General features: G+C 70.2%; 16 protein-coding genes. 8 read left to right on the forward strand and 8 right to left on the reverse strand.

Going from position 1 to position 16,267, the window contains the following annotated elements:
• Window positions 1-13 precede the first annotated feature (13 nt).
• The gene (locus J4573_RS12350) at window positions 14-1,018 is read right to left on the reverse strand and encodes a LacI family DNA-binding transcriptional regulator (protein WP_208255507.1); all 1,005 of its coding nucleotides are present in this window, start codon (window positions 1,016-1,018) and stop codon (window positions 14-16) included.
• Between the two features lie 124 nt (window positions 1,019-1,142).
• Between J4573_RS12350 and J4573_RS12355 the strand changes: the two genes are divergently transcribed.
• From J4573_RS12355 to J4573_RS12375, 5 genes are all read left to right on the forward strand, one after another.
• Entirely contained in the window at window positions 1,143-2,150 is a 1,008-nt protein-coding gene (locus tag J4573_RS12355) for a sugar ABC transporter substrate-binding protein (RefSeq protein WP_208255508.1), read from the forward strand.
• Window positions 2,147-3,145 carry an ABC transporter permease gene (locus tag J4573_RS12360; protein ID WP_208255509.1) on the forward strand — a complete coding sequence of 333 codons (999 nt, stop codon included), beginning with the start codon at window positions 2,147-2,149 and terminating at the stop codon, window positions 3,143-3,145. The genes J4573_RS12355 and J4573_RS12360 overlap by 4 nt, the downstream gene beginning before the upstream one ends.
• Window positions 3,142-3,948 carry an ATP-binding cassette domain-containing protein gene (locus J4573_RS12365; RefSeq protein ID WP_208255510.1) on the forward strand — a complete coding sequence of 269 codons (807 nt, stop codon included), beginning with the start codon at window positions 3,142-3,144 and terminating at the stop codon, window positions 3,946-3,948. Before J4573_RS12360 ends, J4573_RS12365 begins: the two co-directional genes overlap by 4 nt.
• The gene (locus J4573_RS12370; RefSeq protein ID WP_208255511.1) at window positions 3,945-4,877 is read left to right on the forward strand and encodes a carbohydrate kinase family protein; all 933 of its coding nucleotides are present in this window, start codon (window positions 3,945-3,947) and stop codon (window positions 4,875-4,877) included. Before J4573_RS12365 ends, J4573_RS12370 begins: the two co-directional genes overlap by 4 nt.
• 118 nt (window positions 4,878-4,995) lie before the next feature.
• Window positions 4,996-7,473, forward strand: coding sequence for a glycoside hydrolase family 32 protein (locus J4573_RS12375; RefSeq protein ID WP_208255512.1), 2,478 nt, complete (start codon window positions 4,996-4,998; stop codon window positions 7,471-7,473).
• Between the two features lie 23 nt (window positions 7,474-7,496).
• On the opposite strand, the gene J4573_RS12380 is transcribed toward J4573_RS12375, so the two are convergent.
• The 6 genes from J4573_RS12380 to J4573_RS12405 all read right to left on the reverse strand — a co-directional run bounded on the left by J4573_RS12380 (window position 7,497) and on the right by J4573_RS12405 (window position 13,120).
• Window positions 7,497-8,042 (reverse strand): hypothetical protein, encoded by a 546-nt coding sequence (locus tag J4573_RS12380; RefSeq protein WP_208255513.1) that lies wholly within the window; start codon window positions 8,040-8,042, stop codon window positions 7,497-7,499.
• Between the two features lie 118 nt (window positions 8,043-8,160).
• The gene (locus J4573_RS12385; RefSeq protein ID WP_208255514.1) at window positions 8,161-9,093 is read right to left on the reverse strand and encodes an SMP-30/gluconolactonase/LRE family protein; all 933 of its coding nucleotides are present in this window, start codon (window positions 9,091-9,093) and stop codon (window positions 8,161-8,163) included.
• A 104-nt stretch (window positions 9,094-9,197) separates the two neighbouring features.
• Window positions 9,198-10,361 (reverse strand): acyl-CoA dehydrogenase family protein, encoded by a 1,164-nt coding sequence (locus J4573_RS12390; protein WP_208255516.1) that lies wholly within the window; start codon window positions 10,359-10,361, stop codon window positions 9,198-9,200.
• Window positions 10,361-11,002 carry a carboxymuconolactone decarboxylase family protein gene (locus J4573_RS12395; RefSeq protein ID WP_208255517.1) on the reverse strand — a complete coding sequence of 214 codons (642 nt, stop codon included), beginning with the start codon at window positions 11,000-11,002 and terminating at the stop codon, window positions 10,361-10,363. The genes J4573_RS12390 and J4573_RS12395 overlap by 1 nt, the downstream gene beginning before the upstream one ends.
• Window positions 10,986-11,585: a VOC family protein gene (locus J4573_RS12400; RefSeq protein ID WP_208255518.1), complete on the reverse strand. Its 600-nt coding sequence runs from the start codon at window positions 11,583-11,585 to the stop codon at window positions 10,986-10,988. The genes J4573_RS12395 and J4573_RS12400 overlap by 17 nt, the downstream gene beginning before the upstream one ends.
• Window positions 11,582-13,120 carry a class I adenylate-forming enzyme family protein gene (locus tag J4573_RS12405; protein ID WP_208255519.1) on the reverse strand — a complete coding sequence of 513 codons (1,539 nt, stop codon included), beginning with the start codon at window positions 13,118-13,120 and terminating at the stop codon, window positions 11,582-11,584. Before J4573_RS12405 ends, J4573_RS12400 begins: the two co-directional genes overlap by 4 nt.
• A 139-nt stretch (window positions 13,121-13,259) precedes the next feature.
• On the opposite strand from J4573_RS12405, the gene J4573_RS12410 reads away from it, so the two are divergent.
• From J4573_RS12410 to J4573_RS12420, 3 genes are read left to right on the forward strand one after another with little or no spacing between them, the layout of a single operon-like run.
• Complete coding sequence (locus J4573_RS12410; RefSeq protein WP_208255520.1) at window positions 13,260-13,910, forward strand: TetR/AcrR family transcriptional regulator; 651 nt, start codon at window positions 13,260-13,262, stop codon at window positions 13,908-13,910.
• A gap of 33 nt (window positions 13,911-13,943) precedes the next feature.
• Window positions 13,944-14,360: a nuclear transport factor 2 family protein gene (locus J4573_RS12415; RefSeq protein ID WP_208255521.1), complete on the forward strand. Its 417-nt coding sequence runs from the start codon at window positions 13,944-13,946 to the stop codon at window positions 14,358-14,360.
• Window positions 14,357-15,670, forward strand: coding sequence for a phosphotransferase family protein (locus tag J4573_RS12420; RefSeq protein ID WP_208255523.1), 1,314 nt, complete (start codon window positions 14,357-14,359; stop codon window positions 15,668-15,670). Before J4573_RS12415 ends, J4573_RS12420 begins: the two co-directional genes overlap by 4 nt.
• Before the next feature lie 39 nt (window positions 15,671-15,709).
• Here J4573_RS12420 and J4573_RS12425 read toward each other — a convergent pair whose 3' ends face one another.
• Window positions 15,710-16,234: a DUF6790 family protein gene (locus J4573_RS12425; protein ID WP_208255524.1), complete on the reverse strand. Its 525-nt coding sequence runs from the start codon at window positions 16,232-16,234 to the stop codon at window positions 15,710-15,712.
• Window positions 16,235-16,267 lie beyond the last annotated feature (33 nt).

A 16,267-nucleotide genomic window follows, 5' to 3' on the forward strand; every position in this document is an offset into this window, starting at 1 on the left:
TTTCCGGTGGCGGTCAGCGGAGGCAGCCGCAGGATTCTCGGTGCATGAAGCGAGGTTTCAAGCGGACGGCGCGGGGTGGCTGGTCGGGTTCGGTGATGCGTTCGGCGAGCAGGTCCATGGCGGTGGCGGCGATCTGGCGGATGGGCTGGGCGATCGAGGTGAGGCGGGGGCGGAAGATCGAGGCCCATTCGAAGTCGTCGAAAACCGAGAGGGCGAGGTCGTCGGGGACGTGGACGCCGCGCTTGTCGAGGGCGCGCATGACGCCGATGGTCATGTGGTTGTTGGCGACGAACAGGGCGGTCGGCGGGTCGGGGAGGGTGAGCAGACGGGCGATCGCGGCCTCGGCGTTGTGGGCGTTGGAGGCGCCTGAGGCGATCAGTTCCGGGTCGGGTGGGAGGCCGGCGCGTTTCAGGCCGATGCGGTAGCCGGTGATGCGTTCGGCGGAGGTGACCAGGCCGGCTCGGCCGGAGACCATGCCGATGCGGCGGTGGCCGAGCTGGGCGAGGTGCAGGACGAGGTGGGCGCTGGATTCGATGTTCTCGGTGCCGACCTGGTCGAAGCGGGGCGAGGCGCACCGGTCGACCAGCACGGTCGGGATGGACAGCTCCTCCAGGTAGCGCAGTGCAGGCGATCCCGGGCCGTGGGCTTCGGTGGCGAGCAGGATGCCGTCGACGCGGCGCTGGTGGAGCGCCTGAACGACCTTCAGTTCCTCCTCGGCGTCGTCGTGGGTGTCGGTGAGCAGGAGGGTGTAGCCGGCGAGGCGGACCTGGGACTCCAGCGCGGCGACGAGGTCGGCGAAGTAGAAGTTGGAGATCGCCGAGATGGCGAGGCCGATCGACTTGGTGCTGGAGGTGACCAGCGACCGGGCGACGGTGTTGTGGATGTAGCCGGTGTCTTCGACGGCTGTGAGGACCCGCTGCCGGGTCTCGTCCGAGACGTACCGCGTCCCGTTGATCACATGCGACACCGTGGAGATCGAAACCCGGGCCTGACGTGCGACGTCGGCCATCGTGGCCATGCCGGCCCTCCTTGATCGAAGCGTTTGCGCAAGCGCTTGCGCGGGTGTTTTCGGGTCAGCAAGATAGCGGCCACCTCAAGGGGAGGAAACCCCCCCGAACTCCCCACATCCCCGAGGAGAGAACATGGTCCGCAGAGGTATCGCGCTCGCCGCGATCGGCGCCCTGGCCCTCACCGGCTGCGGCGAAGGAGCCAAGGGCTCAGGTGGCACCGCGAAGGTCGGTCTCATCACCAAGACCGAGACCAACCCGTTCTTCGTGAAGATGCGCGAGGGCGCGCAGGCGCAGGCGGGCAAGGACGGGCTGAAGCTGATGACGGCCGCCGGAAAGTTCGACGGCGACAACGAGGGCCAGGTCACGGCCATCGAGAACATGGTCGCGGCGGGCGTGAAGGGCATCCTCATCACGCCGAGCGACACCAAGGCCATCATCCCGGCGATCAAACGGGCCCGCGACAAGGGCGTGCTGGTCATCGCGCTCGACACCCCGACCGAGCCGCAGGACGGCACCGACGCGCTGTTCGCGACCGACAACTTCAAGGCGGGCGAGCTGATCGGCCAGTACGCCAAGGCCAAGACGGCCGGCACCACCCCGAAGATCGCGATGCTGGATCTCGCGCCGGGCGTCACGGTCGGGATCCTGCGGCACAACGGCTTCCTGGCCGGGTTCGGTGCGGCGACCGTGGACGCCAAGGCCACCTCCCTGGCCACCGCTCCCCAGGTGGTGTGCACGGCGGACACCGGCGGCGACCAGGCCAAGGGGCAGACCGCGATGGAGAACTGCCTGCAGAAGGCGCCCGGGCTCACCATCGTCTACACCATCAACGAGCCCGCCGCGCTCGGCGCCTACTCCGCGCTCAAGGCCAAGGGCCTGGAGAAGAAGGTGCTGATCGTCTCGGTCGACGGCGGCTGTACGGGCGTGAAGGGCGTCAAGGACGGCCAGATCGCCGCCACCTCCCAGCAGTACCCGCTGAAGATGGCGCAGCTCGGCGTCGACGCCGTCGCCAAGTTCGCCAAGGACGGCACCAAGGCGTCCGGCTACACCGACACCGGCGTCACCCTGGTGACCGACAAGGTGGTCTCCGGGGTGGACGCCAAGGACACCGCCTTCGGCCTGCAGAACTGCTGGGGGTGACCTTGACCGCGCTCACCGAGAAGCTGCGGGCCGCCTCTCCACGGCTCGCGATCCCGCACGGGTCGACCGTCGGGCCGTTCGTGGCCCTGCTGCTCACCTGCGCCTTCTTCACCACCCAGTCGTCGCAGTTCCTGTCCGGCGGCAACCTCGCCCTGGTGATCCAGCAGGTCATGGTCGTCGGAACGCTCGCCATCGGCCAGACCCTGGTGATCCTCACCGCCGGCATCGACCTGTCCTGCGGCGCGATCATGGCGTTCGGCGGGGTCGTCATGGCCAAGCTCGCCGTCGGCTCCGGCTGGCCGCCGCTGCTCGCGATCGCCGCCGGGATCGGGGTGTGCGCCGGCTTCGGGCTGGTGAACGGCCTGCTCGTCACGAAGGTCTCGCTGCCCCCGTTCATCGTCACGCTCGGCATGCTGAACGTGGCGTTCGCGCTGACCCACATCTACTCCGACGAGCAGACCATCAGCGGGCTGCCGTCGGCGATGACCTCGCTGGGCGACTCCTTCCCGCTCGGCCGCACCGACGTGACCTACGGGTCGGTGCTCATGCTCGGCCTGTTCGCGCTCGCCGCGTACGTGCTCGGGCAGACGCCCTGGGGCAGGCATGTGTACGCGGTCGGCAACGACGCCGAGGCGGCGCGCCTCACCGGCATCCCCGTGCAGCGGCGGCTGCTCGCCGTCTACACGATCGCGGGCGCGGTCTACGGGATCGCGGCGCTGCTGCTCATCGCCCGTACCGGGGTCGGCGACCCCAAGGCCGGGCAGACCGACAACCTCGACTCCATCACCGCGGTGGTGCTCGGCGGAACGTCCCTGTTCGGCGGGCGCGGCCGGGTCGTCGGAACGCTCATCGGCGCGCTGCTCGTCGGCATCATCCGCAACGGCCTCCAGCTGATGGGGGTGGCGTCGATCTACCAGATCCTCATCACCGGCATCCTGGTGATCCTCGCCGTGACGGTGGACCAGCTCTCCAGGAAGAGGAGCGCGCGGCGATGACGAACGACACCGACACGAACGGGACCGAACCCGTCCCGGCGAAGGACGAGACCGACGCCGTGCTGAAGGCGCGCGGGCTGGTGCAGCGGTACGGCCCGGTGACGGCCCTCGCGGGCTGCGACTTCGATCTGATGGCCGGCGAGGTCCTCGCGGTCATCGGCGACAACGGCGCCGGGAAGTCCTCGCTCATCAAGGCGCTGTCGGGCGCGGTACGGCCCGACGAGGGGACGATCTTCCTCGACGGCCGGGAGGCGCACTTCAAGTCGCCGCTGGACGCCCGCCGCCAGGGTGTCGAGACCGTCTACCAGAACCTGGCCGTCGCACCCGCCCTCGACATCAGCTCCAACCTGTATCTCGGCCGTGAGAAGCGCCGGAAAGGCGTGCTCGGAAGCCTGTTCAGGATGCTCGACAAGCCCGCGATGCGGGCGGAGTCGGCGCGGTACATGAACGAGCTCAACATCGGGCTGCAGTCCATGGCCGGCGCGGTGGAGAACCTGTCCGGCGGGCAACGGCAGGGGGTCGCGGTCGCCCGCGCGGCGGCCTGGGCGAGCCATGTCGTCATCATGGACGAGCCGACGGCCGCGCTCGGCGTGAAGGAGTCCAAGCAGGTGCTGGACCTGATCGGCCGGGTCCGCGAGCGGGGCCTCGCGGTCGTTCTGATCAGCCACGACATGCCGAGCGTCTTCGAGATCGCCGACCGGATCCACATCCAGCGGCTCGGCCGCCGGATCGCGGTCATCGACCCCGCAGGCCACACCATGTCCGACGCGGTCGCGATCATGACCGGAGCCGCCCAGCCATGATCACGGTCATCGGGGAGACCGTCGCGGACGCCTTCGTCTCGACGTCGCCGTCCGGCCCGGGCGTTCTCGACCTGCGAGTACGCCCGGGCGGCGGACCCGCCAACACCGCCGTCGCCCTCGGCAGGCTCGGCGCGCCCACGGCGTTCGCCGGCCGCATCCCGCGGGGGCCGCTCGGCGACCTGCTCCGCCGCCATCTGACCGGCTCCGGCGTCGACCTCACCCGCGCCGTCACCGCCAAGGAGGAACCCACCCTCGCCGTCGCCTCGATCGACGGTCACGGCAACGCCGTCTACTCCTTCTACGCCACCGGCACCGCCGACTTCCAATGGACGGAGGCCGAGCTCGGACACGCCGTTCCCGCCGAAGCGACGTGCCTTCACGCCGGTTCGCTCGCCCTCGCCCTCGAACCGGGCGGCCCGCTCATCGAACGGCTGCTGGTCCGGCGGCGGCCGGGGACGACCGTGTCCATCGACCCCAACATCCGGCCGGGGATCGTCCCCGTCGAGCGCTACCGTTCCCTGCTTCCGGCCTGGTCGTCCGTCGCCGACGTGCTCAAACTCAGTGACGACGACCTCGGCCACCTCATGCCCGGCGTCTCCCCCGGCGCCGCGTGCGACGCCTGGCACGCCGACGGCGTCCGCCTCGTCGTCGTCACGCTGGGGTCCCGGGGCGCCTACGCCTCTCTCGACGGTGAACGGGTGACCGTTCCGGCGAGCCCGGTCATCCCCGTCGACACCGTCGGCGCGGGCGACGCCTTCACCGCCGGGCTGCTCTACCGGCTCCACACCGCGGGCGTCCTGCACGGCCGGCTCACCGGGCTGGACACCGACCTGCTCACCCGCGCCCTCACGTTCGCGGCCGACGTCGCCGCGGAAACCTGCCGCCAGCGCGGCGCCGATCCGCCGCGCCTGGCCGACCTCCCCGCCTGACGCCGCCCCTCGCCAACGTCTCGTTCAGATGCACGCCACCTCATGGCCGGCGGGCGCGATCGGCCTGCCCTCCAGCACCCACCCCACCCCACCCCGATCGCCGTCAGAGGAGTTTTCGATGGTCGACGTATCCGCGAACCCCAATCCGTTCAGCAGCGCTCCGCTCAGCCGCCGCACCGTCCTCGGCGGCGCGGCCGCGGTCTTCGCCGCCGCGATGCTCCGTCCCGGGCGGGCGTTCGCGGACGGCTACCCCAACTACCCCTACCCGACCACCCTGGTCGGCGCCTACGACGAGAACTACCGGGGCCAGTTCCACTTCAGCTCGCGCACGGGCTGGATGAACGACCCCAACGCGCCGCTCTACTACAACGGCGTCTACCACCTCTTCTACCAGCACAACCCGTACGGGCTGGCCTGGGACACCATGAACTGGGGGCACGCCACCAGTCCCGATCTCGTCCACTGGACCCAGCGGGCGCTCGCCCTCGAACCCGGCACGCACCCCGGGAACCTGTTCTCGGGCGCGGGCGTCGTCGACCACGACAACGTCAGCGGCCTGAAGAACGGGTCCGACGCCCCGATCCTGGTGTACACCGGCACCGGCGGGGTGCTGCTCGACTACAGCACCGACGGCGCCAAGACGTTCACCCCGTACCAGAACGGCAAGGTCGTCGCCCGGCCGCCGGCCGCCAGCACCGACAGCCGCGACCCCAAGGTGTTCTGGGACGGGTACCACCGCACGTGGGTCATGGTGTTCTGGTCGAACGAGGGCGGCAACGGCTACGACATCTACACCTCGGCGAACCTGCTCGACTGGACCTTCGCCAGCCGGTACGCCGCCGACTGGCTGTTCGAATGCCCCGACATGTACCCGATGAAGGTGGACGGCGGGACGACCGTCAAGTGGGTCATCAACGCCGCCAGCACCAAGTACGTGGTCGGCGACTTCGACGGCACCCGCTTCACCACCGCCTGGACCGAGCCGGTGCAGATGGACTCGGGCCGCAACGCCTACGCGGGCCTCACGTTCAACGACATGCCGGACGGGCGGCGCGTCCAGATCGCCTGGCAGAACGGCAACTTCGGCAGCGTCTGGACCGGCAACGCCACCTTCCCCGCCGAGCTGAACCTGGTCACGCTCCCCGAAGGGCTGCGCGTCACCCGTACGCCGATCAAGGAGCTCCAGTCACTCCGCAGCGGCACCCGCGGCTGGTCCGATCGGACGATCACCGCGGACCCGGCGTCCAACCCGCTCGCGGGGATCTCCGCCGACCAGTACGAGGTCATCGCCGAGTTCGACGCCGCGAACGCCACCGCGTCCCGGTTCGGGCTGCGGCTGCACACCTATGCCGACGGCACGTGCAACAGCGAGGTCGCCTATGACCGCGCCGGCCGAACGCTCATGGGCAGCCCGCTGTCCCCCACCGGCGGCCGGATCAAGATCCGGGTGCTGGTCGATCGCGGACAGCTGGCGGTCTTCGGCAACGCGGGCCAGTTCTCCTCCAGCAACAACATCGACTTCGATCCCTCACCGGCCGGCCGCGGCATCGCCGTCTTCGCCGAAGGCGGCACCGTCCGCCTCGTCTCCCTGACGTTCCATCGCCTCGCCCGGGCCTGGGGCGACTTCGTACCGACCCGGAACCCCGGCAGCAACGTGCCCGGTCCCTGGCAGGCGCGCGGCGGAACGTGGAGCGCCATCACCGACGGCAACACCGCCCAGGCGCCAGGCGACGGCTTCTACCTGTCCGGCCAGAGCGTCTCCGACCTGTCGTACTCGGCCGACCTGCGCCTGGACACCGCCGAGGCCGCGGGCCTCACGTTCCGCGCGAACGCCGACGCCACCCAGCACTACACCGCCAACATCAACACCAGCGGCGGCGGACAGATCAAACTCTGGCGCCCCGGCCGCGACATCGCCACCTACAACACCCCCATCACCCGCGACCAGACCTACCGCCTCAAGGTCAACGCCACCGGCCCCCGCATCCAGGTGTTCCTCGGTACGAGCGGCACTCCGGTCATCGACGTCACCGACACCACGTACGCCGGCGGGCTGCTCGGCCTCAACGTCTTCAACGGCGAGGCGACCCTCCGCAACGCCAACGCCGGGCTGGCGACAGACATCACCGGGACCTGGACGGCGATCACCTCGGTCTGGACCGACACTCCCCTCGGACGGCGCGGCTGGGCGAACGGCGACGGCTTCGACCTGTCCGGCCAGGCGGCCTCCGACCTCAGCTACGAGGGCGACCTGACCCTGGGCAGCGCCAACGCCGTCGGCCTCACGTTCCGCGCGAAGGCCGACGCCTCCCAGCACTACACCGCCAACATCAACGCCGACGGCGGCGGGCAGCTCAAACTGTGGCGCCCCGGCCGCGACCTCGGCACCTACTCCACACCCATCCGCGCAGGGCAGGCCTACCACCTGAAGATCGTCACCACCGGCCCGCGCATCCAGGTGTTCTTCGCGGGCGGCGCCACCCCGGCCATCGACGTCAACGACGCGACATCCGAAAGCGGCCTGACCGGGCTGAACGTCTACGCGGGCGCGGGCACCGCCCAGAACCTCCGCCTCACACTCCCCGCCTCCACCTGAACCTGATCACCCCTGGTCCGGCCTCAGTCGACCATGAACCAGTTGCCATGCCGGTACGCCAGCGTCACGCCGCCCAGGTCGTCCTCGGTGAACGTCGCCTTGGAGACCACGGCGCGCGTCGGGATCTCCACGTTTCCGTTGGCCCGCTTGATCACCTTCGACTTGTCGATGGTGGCGGTCCGCAATGCGCTCAACTGAGGGTCGGAGAACATGCTCCGCATGATGGTAAAGGTGGTCCGGCATTTCCCGAACCCGGCGGCCTCGGCCTTCTTGGCCGCTGGCCCGGCAATGGCGCACACCGTCTTCAGGTCGCCTCGGCTCAGCGCGTGCAGAACGGTCTCATAGCGCGCGATCGCGCCATCAGCGGTCTTGGGCACTGCGGTCGGTGAGGGCGCGAGAGGCGGCGGAGGCGGCGTGCTGGGGGCCGACGGCTGGGAGCTCGCCGCCGACGTGCTGGCCGTCGGGCTGGACTTGGCGTCGGTCTTCCCATCGTCCTGACAAGCGGACGTGGCGAAGAAAGCGGTCAGTGCCAGCACGCTGGCGCCGATACGTATGGCGGGATTACTCACGACGTTCCTTAGCGGCCGGTATTCGGGCGGACTAAAGCTAGCCGGATCTACGCGCCGGTATCCAGCTTCGCCCGACATTGCCCCTGATCTCGCCCGAAAGAAGTGTCGGCAGGCGCGGTCAGGTGGGGTGGTTCAGCTTCAGGCCGGGGTAGGGCCAGTTCTCGATCTTGAGGAGGTGCCCGGTGCTGGACGCGGTGACGTAGGCGGTGCGCATGTCGTGACCGCCCCAGGTGATGTTGGTGATGCCCGGGTCGTCGTCCACGTCGATGCCGACGAACCGGACCAGGTCGCCGGACGGGGAGACGATCGAGATCCCCGCGTGGATCATCGACGCGACGCAGACGTTGCCGTGGCCGTCGACGCCCAGCGAGTCGAAGTTGGTGTAGTCGGGGACGGTGTAGAGGAAGTTGCCGCCGCCGGAGCCGCCGAGCGACTTCCCGCCCTTGATCTCGCCGGGACCGGTGACGTCCCACCACCAGACGCGGGCGGTGTAGGTCTCGCTGACGTACAGGCGGGTGCCGTCCGGGGAGAGGCCGATGCCGTTCGGGCCCTCCATGCCACCGGCGATCATCTTGATCGACGAACCGTCCGCCTTGGCGTAGAACAGGCGGCCCTTGTCGCCGGTGACGCCGTCGCTCTTGCCGTAGTCGGTGAAGTAGATCCCGCCGTGGGCGTCGACGACGAGGTCGTTCGGGCCGCGGAGCTGGACGCCGTCCGCCTCGGTGTAGAGGGTCTCGACGGAACCGTCGGACAGGTCGACGGCCTGGATGCTGCCGCCCTTGTAGTCGTCGGGGATGCCGCCGGCGAAGACGAACCCGCCGACCTCGAAGCGCCGCAGCCCGCCGCAGTTGGCGATGTAGACGCGCCCGTCCGGGCCGAGCGCCGAGCCGTTCGGGCCGCCGCCGACGTGCGCGGCGACGGAGACCGTGCCGTCCGGCTTGACGCGCGTGAGCGTGCCGCGGTGGATCTCCACGACGAGGACGTCGCCGTTCGGGAGAACGGTCGGGCCCTCGGGGAACAGCAGCCCGCTCGCGAGTTTGGTGATCTTCATTTTCCTGCCCTTTCCCGAGGGTCTGGTGGTGGCGTTGGCGGTGCCCGTGACGCCGAGGACGGCAGAGATGCCGATGCTCGAAAGGAGGGTTCTGCGGCGGAGGCTCATGCGACGGCCTTGAGGATGCGGCGGGCGGTGCTCTGGATGTGGACCTCGTCCGGACCGTCGTACAGACGGGCCTCGCGGGCGTGCCGGTACATGCGGGACAGCGGCAGGTCGTCGGTGAGCCCCGCGGCGCCGTGCACCTGGACGGCGCGGTCGACGACGTCGTGGAGCATGCGGGCGCCGACGACCTTGATGGCGCCGATCTCGATGCGCGCCTGATCGCCCGCGTCGAGCCGTTCGGCGGCCTGGAGGGTGAGCAGCCGGAACGCCTGGATCTCGGTGTAGGAGTCGAAGACGTGCTGCTGCATCAGCTGCTTGGCCGACAGCGGCTCGCCGAACGCGACGCGGGCGCCGAGCCGGGCGCACATCAGCTCGAACGCGCGCTGCGCCTGCCCGAGCCAGCGCATGCAGTGGAAGATCCGGCCGGGGCCGAGCCGGTCCTGGGCGATGACGAAGCCGTCGCCGCGCGGGCCCAGCAGGTTGTCGGCCGGGACGCGGACGTCGTCGTAGGCGACCTCGTAGTGGCCGCCATGCAGCCCGAGGACGGGCGTCTCCCGGACGATCCGGTAGCCGGGCGTGTCCGTCGGCACGATGATCATGCTGAACGAGCGGTGCGGCGCTGTCCCCTCGGGCTCGGTCCGGCACATGACCGTGGTGTACGCGGCGTCGGCGGCCCCGGTCGTGAACCACTTGCGGCCGCTGATGACCCAGTGGTCGCCGTCCAAGACGGCCCGCGTGCGGAGCTGCGTGGGGTCGGACCCGGCGGCGTCCGGCTCGGTCATCGCGAAGCTCGGGGACACCTCACCGGCGACCATCGGCGCGAGGTAGCGGTCGCGCCAGCGCGGGCTCGCGTACTTGTGCAGCATCAGCGAGTCCTGGAGCGTGAACGTGCCGAGGGCGAGCTGCCCCCATTCGCTGCGGCCCTGGACCTCGTTGACGTAGACGTAGTCGAGGAACGGCAGGCCTCCGCCGCCCAGTTCGGCGGGATGACCGAGCGCCCAGAGCCCCTCCTTCTTGGCCTCGTCGCGCAGCCCGAGAAGGGCCTCGCGTGAATCCTCGCCGCCCGCGTTGAGGACGGGCTCGGCGGGTTCAACGCGTTCGGTCATGAACGCGTGAACGGCCTCGCGGACGTCCCGCACCCGTTCCGACACCGGAAAGAGCATCAGCCCTCCCCGGAGAGGTCGGCGGAGATGTCGCGGTCGCCGTAGCCCTCGGGGGCCGCGACCTCGACGACGGGTTCGGGGTGGTCGTCGAACTCCAGCCGGAGGGCCCGCGCCATCGTCGCGTGCATGTCGTACATGCACGTGATGTAGGTGAGCTGCAGGATCTCCTTGTCGGACAGCTCTTCCTGGAGGATCGCGAAGACCGCGTCCGGCACGCGGCCGCCGTCCAGAACGAGCCCGTCGGTATAGGCGAGAACGGCGCGTTCCAGCCGCGAATAGCAGTCGGCCGTCTGCCAGTGCGGAATGGACTCGATCCGTTCCTCCGACATGCCGAGCGCCCGCATCTGCTTGCAGTGCTGCGAGAAGACGAACTGGCTGCCGCGTGCCCAACCGGCCCGGCACTGCCCGAGCTCGCGGAGTACGGGGTCCAGCTCGGCGTTCCGGTAGAGGGCGAAACCGCGTACGGCGTGCCGGAACACGTCCGGGGACTGGGCGAAGACCGTCCACCAGTCGCCGGGCGAACCGGTCGCGGTGCCGTGGTCGACGGCCGGGTCCCGGTCGGGTGCGAAGAGGTTGTCGTAGAAGAAGAGGATCTTCTCGTCGGTGACCTCGGCGCGGGGGATCTCACGCAGACGCGGCATGCTGCTGCTCCTTGGTCGCGGTGCGGCGGTCCGTGGCGACGGTCCGGTCGGCGGAGGTCTTCGGCTCGTGCGAGACGTCGGAGCCCGTGAACGTGCGGGTCCAGCAGGCGAACTCCAGGAGGATCCCGTCCGGGTCCTGGAAGTAGAACGACCGGACGAACACCCCGTCGTACATGTCGCGGGACACTCCGAACGCGCTGTCGTCGTGGTTGAGGATCGGGCTGACCGCGACCCCCTTCTCCTTGAGGCGCCGCCGGTAGTCCTCGAACTTCTCCACCGGAACGTGGAACGCGACGTGGTTCATCGACCCGACGGCGCTGAGCATCTCGCCCTGTTCGGGGCGGGTCCTCGGCGCGGAGACGCCGGGCACGGCGTCCGGCGCGTCCGGGAACCAGAAGAACGCCACGCAGTCGCCGCCGCCGCAGTCGAAGAAGAAGTGCTGGCCCATGCCGTTCGGCAGGTCCAGCGTCTTGATCAGCGGCATGCCGAGGACGCCCGAGTAGAAGTCGATCGTCTGCTTCATGTCGGACGAGACCAGGGCGAGGTGGTTGATGCCACCGAGCTCGAACTCGGTGTTGGTCATGAGACCTCCTTGTAGAGGGAGCGAAGGTCGCGCTTGAGGACCTTGCCTGCGACGTTGCGCGGGAGCTCGGCGACGAGCTCGACGCGGCGCGGGACCTTGTAGCCGCCCAGGTGCTCGCGGGCGAACGCGATGATCTCCTCGGCGGTCGTGGCTGCGTCGATCATGGCGGCGTCCGGCCGCAGCACGACGGCGGCGCACACCGCCTCGCCCCAGCGCGGGTCGGGGACGCCGAAGACGGCGGCGTCCGCGATCGACGGGTGGCGGTAGAGGACCTGCTCGACCTCGCGGGACGCGACGTTCTCGCCACCCGTGATGATCATGTCCTTGATCCGGTCGACGATGTAGACCATGCCCTCGTCGTCGCGGCGGACGACGTCGCCCGTACGGAACCAGCCGTCCTGGAACGCTGCCCCGGTCAGCTCGGGCTCGCGCCAGTACCCGCTCATCACCTGGTCGCAGCGGACGATCATCTCTCCCGGCTCGCCGGGGGCGACGTCACGGAAGCCGTCGTCCACGATCCGGATGTCGGCCATGTCCATGACGCGCCCGGCGGCGGCGAGCAGGTGGGCCTCGCCCGCCGCGGCGCGGCGGTGCTCGGCGATCCCGAAGTACAGGATGTTGCCGCCCGTCTCGCTCATCCCGAAGCCCTGGTAGAAGTCGCAGCCGAGCACGTCCATGCCGCGCCGCAGTACCTCGGCGGGGATCGCGGACGCCCCGTACCCGATGGCCTCCAGCGTGCCGAGGTCGCGGTCCTCGATCCCGGGATGGCTCAGCAGGAACGCGATCATCGTCGGCGCGAGCCCGGTCTGCGTGACCTTCCAGTCGGCGACCAGGCGCAGGAACGTCTCGTTGTCGTACGCGCGGACGATGCCGACGGTCGCCTGGCGCATGTGGTTGACCAGCACCGCGTACCCGCCGACATGGCAGAGCGGGAAGCAGAACAGGAAGACCGAGCCGTCCGGGATCTCCCACTGCGCGGCCGAGCCGATCACCCCGGTGACCAGGTTCCGGTGGCTGAGCATGACGCCCTTGGGCTTGCCGGTCGTCCCGCTGGTGTAGACGAGCCAGGCGAGCGAGTCCTCGTCCGGGCGGGGCGGCTCGGCGAACGAGGCGCCCGCGAGCAGGTCGGCGAACGAGCGGTCGCCGCCGCCGTCCAGCCCCACGACGACCTTCACCCCGGGCATCTCGTGCCGGCGCTCGGTCATCGCCTCGACGTACTCGCCGCTCACGATCAGCACGGACGCCTGCGCGTGCTCGACCAGCGCGGTGATCTCCGACGGGTGGAGCCGGTGGTTGAGGAACGTCAGCGCCATCCCGGCGCCGGGGACGCCGTAGTAGAGGTCGATGTACTCGGGCCGGTTCGCGGACAGGACCGCCACCCGTTCGCCCGGCGCGGCGATCGCGAGCAGGGCGTTGGCGGTGGTCCGGACCCGGTCCCGCAGGTCCGCGAAGGTGATCACCTGGTCCTCGAACCTGAGCGCGGCGCGGCCGGGGTACTTGCGGGCCGCGTACTCCACGATGTCGCTGATCAGCATGGCCGTCCCGGCATGGCGCCGCCTCCAAGTTGACTTGACAGTCATATCAACTTTGTCCGATGCTCGGATCCTGGACCTGGGAGGATCGGGCTGTCAACCCCGCAAGCGGGCCGTCGACCCACGAAAGGACACACGCCCCATGACCGACACGGGCGCCGGCGAGGGCACGCACACGCCGCTCACCGAACGCGGCACCCGCACCAGGGAACGCCTGATCGCCGCGGCGCGCGAGGTCTTCGAGCAGCGCGGGTTCCTCGACACCCGGGTCTCGCACATCACCCGGCACGCCAAGGTCGCCTACGGCTCCTTCTATACCTACTTCCCGTCCAAAGAGGCCGTCTTCCTGGAGGTCGCCGACCGCCTCTTCGAGGACATGACGCAGTCCTCCCCCGTCCCGCCCGACCCTGAATCCTCGCCCGCCGACGCGTCGCCCGCCGCCCGTATCCGCCGCGCCAACCGCGCCTACTACGAGGCGTACCTGCGCAACGCGAAGATGATGGCGATCGTCGAGCAGGTCGCGACGTTCAACGAGGAGTTCCAGGAGATGCGGCGCAAGCATCGCGCCGTGTCCGTCGGACGTTCCGCCAAGGCGATCGAGCGCTGGCAGCGCGCCGGGCTGGTCGCCCAGGATCTCGACCCCGAAATGACGGCCCGCGCGCTCGCCGCGATGGTCGACCACTCCCTGTACCTCTGGCTCGTCCAGGGCGACGACCCGCCCGCCACCGAACGCCTCCTGGACACCCTGGACACCCTCAACGTGAGGGCCCTCGGCCTGCCGCCCACCCCCTGACTCCCACTCCCCTGACTCCGCGAAGGAGACGCCGTGCACGAGGAACTCGCCGACCGGTTCATGACCGCCATCGTCGGCGGCGACGTGGAGACCCTGCGCTCCCTCTACGCCCCCGGCGCCCTGATCTGGCACAACGGCGACGGCCCTGGCGGCGGCGACGAGCAGGGCGTGGACGACAACCTCCGCACGCTGCGTTGGCTGGCCCGCAACCTGAACGACTTCCGGTACGAGGAGATCCGGCGCGACACGCTGCCCGACGGCTACGTCCAGCGGCACGTCCTGCGCGGCACGCTGCCGGACGACTCCGGGACGCGCATCGAGATGGCGACCTGCCTCTTCGTCACGGTGAACGCCGACGGCCTGATCGCGCGCATCGAGGAGTACGCCGACACTCGCGGCAGCGATCCGCTGCGCGAACTCGCCGCCGCCCAGCGCGCCGCCCGCGCATGACCACGCTGGACGCCGCCCTCACCGCGCTGCTGTCCGCGAACGTGACGGACCTGCGCCGCCTGTCAGGTGGAGCGAGCCGTGAGACCTGGTCGTTCACCGCGGACGGCCGCCCGCTCATCCTGCGCCGCGACCCGCCCGCGTCCCCCGATCCCACCGCGATGGCCCGCGAGGCCGCGCTCCTGGCCTCCGCCGCCCGGGCCGGTGTCCCCGTTCCCGCTCTGGTGCGCCACGGCGACGCGCTGGACGGCTCGCCGTACCTGATCATGGAACGGCTGGACGGCGAGACCATCCCCCGGCGGCTGCTGCGCGATGACCGGTTCGCCGAGGCCAGGCCCCGCCTCGCCAGGGAACTCGGCGGCATCCTCGCCCGCCTCCACACGATGTCCCCCGTTCCCGACCTGCCGGACGAGGACCCGCTCACCGCGCTCAGCGCCCAGTACGAGGCGTTCGAGGAGCCCCGTCCCGCGGTCGAACTCGCGCTCCGCCACCTGGCCGACCGCCGCCCGCCGACCTCCGCCCGGCGGTCGGTCGTCCACGGCGACTTCCGCAACGGCAACCTGATGATCGACCCCACCGGCGTCACGGGTGTCCTGGACTGGGAACTGGCCCACCTGGGCGACCCCGCCGAGGACCTCGGCTGGCTCTGCGTCAAGGCCTGGCGGTTCGGCTCGCCCCATCCGGTCGGCGGCTTCGGCACCCGCGACGATCTCCTCGACGGCTACGCCGCGGCCGGCGGCACCCCGCCCACCCCCGAAGAACTCCACTGGTGGGAGGTCTACGGCACCCTCCGCTGGACGATCCTGTGCCGCCACCAGGCCGAGCGCTTCCTCAGCGGCTCCGATCCGTCCATCGAGTACGCCGTGCTGGGCCGCAAGGTCTGCGAGCAGGAACACGACCTCCTCCTGTCCCTCGGCCTGACGTCCCCGATGTCCGTCCCGGACCCGCTGGACGCCGCCCCGGCGAGCGACGCTCCCCCGCACGACCTGCCCAACGCGTCCACTCTCCTGGACGCCGTGGGCACGTTCCTCCTCGAAGCCGAGCAACCCGACGACCGCCTGCGCTTTCACGCACGCGTCGCCGCGTCCGCCCTCCGGATAGCCCGCCGCGAAGCGCTCCTGGGCGAAGCCCACAAGGCCGCCCACCAGGGACGCCTCCAGTCCCTCGGCTGCAAGACCGAGGCCGAGCTGGCACTGGCCGTCCGCGAAGGCACCCTGGACGACCGCATCGACGAGGTCATCGAAGCGATCCGCGCCACGACCATCGACAAGCTCACCGTCGCCAACCCCCGCCACCTGGCCATCCCCGCCTAGCCCCGTTGCGCGGCCGGAACGGTCCGCCTGACGCCACTCTCAGGCGGCGATGTTCACGGCCGGCCGGGGCGTGGCCGTCAGTCGCCGGGACCGCACGGCCAGGAAGATCATGACGGCGGGGATGAGGAGGTCGGTGACCAGGACGCCGCCGGTGTTTCCGGGGGCGTGGTCGCCGCCCGCGAACCACTGGTAGACGTGGCCGACGATGGCTCCCCACAGGAACATCCCGCCGCCGAGCCCGATGGTGATGCGCTCGCGCGCGGACGCCGAGGCGGCCCGGAATCCCATGACGGCCAGCCCGAGGTTGGCGAAGGCGATCTCGAACATGAAGGGCGTCCGGTGGAAGCCGATCGCGGTGGCCATGGTGTCCGGGAAGACGAGGAACGCGACCGTCATCCAGAGGCTGCCGATGCCGAAGGCGCCGATGGCCCACCAGCGCTGCCAGATCTCCAGCCGTTCCTGGGGTGAGGCGGCGTGGCGAGCCCGCACGAACGCGCCGATGGCCGGGACCACGATCCAGACCAGGGGGAATGCCGACTGAGCGGTGAAGCTGATGGTGTTCATGGCTTCAATCTTGCATGGTTAATATTAACTCGT

The organism is Actinomadura barringtoniae, assembly GCF_017573505.1.
Classification (GTDB): Bacteria; Actinomycetota; Actinomycetes; order Streptosporangiales; family Streptosporangiaceae; genus Spirillospora; species Spirillospora barringtoniae.